Genomic DNA, 3,033 nt, shown 5'->3' with positions numbered 1-3,033 from the left:
AACTTTTAACTCAAGGAGTTGATGACTTATGGAGAACTTATACAACCAATGACAGTGCCTCTGATCTGAGATTCCGAGCAGGTGCAACTGATCATATGACAATTCAATATTCTAACGGCTATGTCGGCATCGGGACGGCTACGCCTAGTGCTAAATTAGAATCATGGAGTGGTAATTCGGCTATTCCGGGGCTTATACTCCGCGGAGCCGGGGCAAATCAAGGTTGGCTTAAATTCGGAACAACTACGGGAGACTATTATAGTATCAAAGCTGGTGCAGATTATGGTGGTATGACATTTATAGCCAATGGTTCAGAGGCGATGAGGATAATCAACGGCGGTAACGTCGGAATCGGGACAACAATTCCGGGAGCTAAATTAGATGTTAAGGGTTCAATTTGGATGTCAGTCACTAATGTCATTGGTGCGGGAAATGCTTACGGCACGCCCGGTTCTGCTGCTTCCGGTTATCTTGAGATTTATAATGGCGCGACAGGAAACACAAATTTAATAAATACCGGAGGATATGATATGAATTTTGGAGTTAATAACTCTACTGATGTAACCATATTAAATGGCGGCAACGTCGGTATTGGGACAACAATTCCAACTACAATTTTAGATATTAATGGCGCTTTAACAACTCGAGGTATGGCCGCTCCGGCAACTTCTCCTGCGGGTCAGGGCAGAATATATTTTGATTCAACGGCCAATGTATTTAAGGTCTCAGAAAATGGCGGTGCTTATACTAATCTGGCGGGCAACAGTTATTGGGCTCAAACAGCTACTGGCAATCATATTTATAATAATAATACCGGCAATGTCGGTATTGGAACAACGGCAACGCCTTTAGCTTTACTTCATGTTTTGGGAGTATCGGTTGTTGACGGCACTAGCGCGAGAAGAAATCTTGTTCTTCAAGATTCCGCAACTGCGGCTCAAGGCGTGGGCGGAGGCGTGTCTTTTGGCGGCAAATACGCGGCCGCAGGTTCTGCCACCCAAGATTTTGCCAATATTTGGGGTATTAAAGAAAATGCAAATGACAATGATTATGCCGGAGCATTGCTTTTTGGCACAAGAATTAATACTGGAGTTCCGACGGAACGAATGCGCATTTCAAGCGCGGGTTATTTAGGTATCGGCACGGCCACAGTCAGTTATCCATTAACGGTCTATGGCAATGCTCAAATTGGCAGTAATTTATATCTAAACAACGGAACGACAAAATCAATTTATTCTTCGGGAAGCGAAGTGAGTATTAAAAGTCTCGGTGGCGGTGGTTTTATTTCATTTTACGGCAATGACGGTTCAAATCGCGAAATGATGAGAATGACAGGCGCGAATTTAGGAATCGGAACAACTGTGCCAAATAAACAATTGCATGTTTATAACACAAGCGAGAATGCGGAAATGGATATTCAGAGCGTGGCAGGAACAAATAAACACTGGGCAATTTATCATGATGCCACCAGTGCTGATTTAAGATTTTGGCATAATGATATTACTGGAGAAAAAAATATTTTAACTTTAACTGATGGAGGCAGTATTGGTATCGGGACAATTGCTCCAATATCACCATTGTCCGTAGCCATCCAATACGCAAAAACCGACACCACGGATCGTAGCGCAATTTCCATGCTGACCAATGATACAAATCCTTTTAAATTGAATTTTTCAATTACAGGAGCAGCTGCTATAGCTGATCGAGCAGCAATTTTACAAACCAGCGACAGCGGATTGGCTTATGGCGGAAATTTAATTCTTCAACCAAATACAGGCAATGTCGGAATCGGGACGACTATACCGCAAACAAAATTTGATGTGAATGGTGATAGTAAATTAAGAAATGATATTTATCTAACTAATAATAAATCTTTACGTTTAGACAGCGCTTCAAATACCAATTTGCTTATAGGTAATTATAATACCGGTGGGTTTGCTTACGGGACTGGACAGACAGCCTCTTTGGCAGTAGAAGGAGACGTTAAAGGCAATCGGTTATGTATCCAGGAAAGTTGTAAAGATACATGGGGCGCGATTGCCGAAGACAATGATTGGTCGGGAGCCGGCACTGGCGCAATGTATGCAACAGCTATTACTGACAAAGTCGGCATTGGAACTACGGTGCCGGTAGAATTATTGCATCTTAAAAAAGATCAAGCAGCTTATACAAATATAAAAATTGAAAATGCTAATTCTGCCGGAGCTGCACAGGTATTTATGACTAGTGATTCAAGTGTATACACTCAAGGACTGTATGGTTCTACTCATGACGCCTATGGTGCTGTTTCTGCAAATGGTGGATTTACATATTTTAATGGTGCCGGTGGGTTAACTTTGATGGCAGATAATGCTGCGGGAGTTATTAAATTTGCTACAGGAGGCAATAGTGAAAAGGTTCGAATTGATAATTCCGGCCATGTCGGCATCGGAACGACAAATCCAATTAGGCAAACTCAAATTTATGGCATTGGTCAAACAACCGCATCAATAACTGATGCCGGTGATAAAGGCGCAATGCTGTTAGTTTCCTCTAGTGGTAATGGGGCTAATGCTGGAGGGGCGATCGCTTTTTCTGCAAGGAATGATAATGGGACTACTGTTCCGCAGTGGGCAATCAAAAGTTTATTGGGCAATGGCACGGCCAATGGAATTGGTGATTTAGTGTTTAGTGAAAGAAATGGTACTGCTGATACGGCACTAACGGAAAGGATTAGATTTAAAAACGGCGGCTATGTCGGCATCGGGACAACAAGCCCAATAGAAAAACTTGAGGTATATTCCGGAAATATTCGCATTCGCCGTCCGGACAATAGCACTACTGTGGGTCATATTTTAACTAATGGAGCTGATGATTTATGGAGAACTTATGCAAACAACGATAGTGCCTCTAATTTAAGGTTCCGAGCAGGCGCAACTGATCACGTGACAATTCAATATTCTAACGGCTATGTCGGTATTGGAACGATGACGCCTGGATTCAGACTAGAGGTTACTGACGGTCAATCTACTTCATTTAATTCATCTAATTTTT

The 3,033-nt window shown here is 42.4% G+C and carries 1 protein-coding gene; it reads left to right on the top strand.

All coding sequences use genetic code 11. The features are described 5' to 3' along the window. Positions 1 to 95 precede the first annotated feature (95 nt). The coding region (locus tag WC473_06160; GenBank protein MFA5125370.1) for a hypothetical protein at positions 96 to 3,033 on the top strand (2,938 nt) is incomplete at its 3' end.

This window comes from Patescibacteria group bacterium, from assembly GCA_041650895.1.
Taxonomy (GTDB): Bacteria; Patescibacteriota; Patescibacteriia; order 2-01-FULL-39-33; family 2-01-FULL-39-33; genus CAISTG01.
The sequence above is the reverse complement of the archived record's forward strand: the minus strand, read 5'-3'. Positions and strand labels throughout refer to the sequence as shown.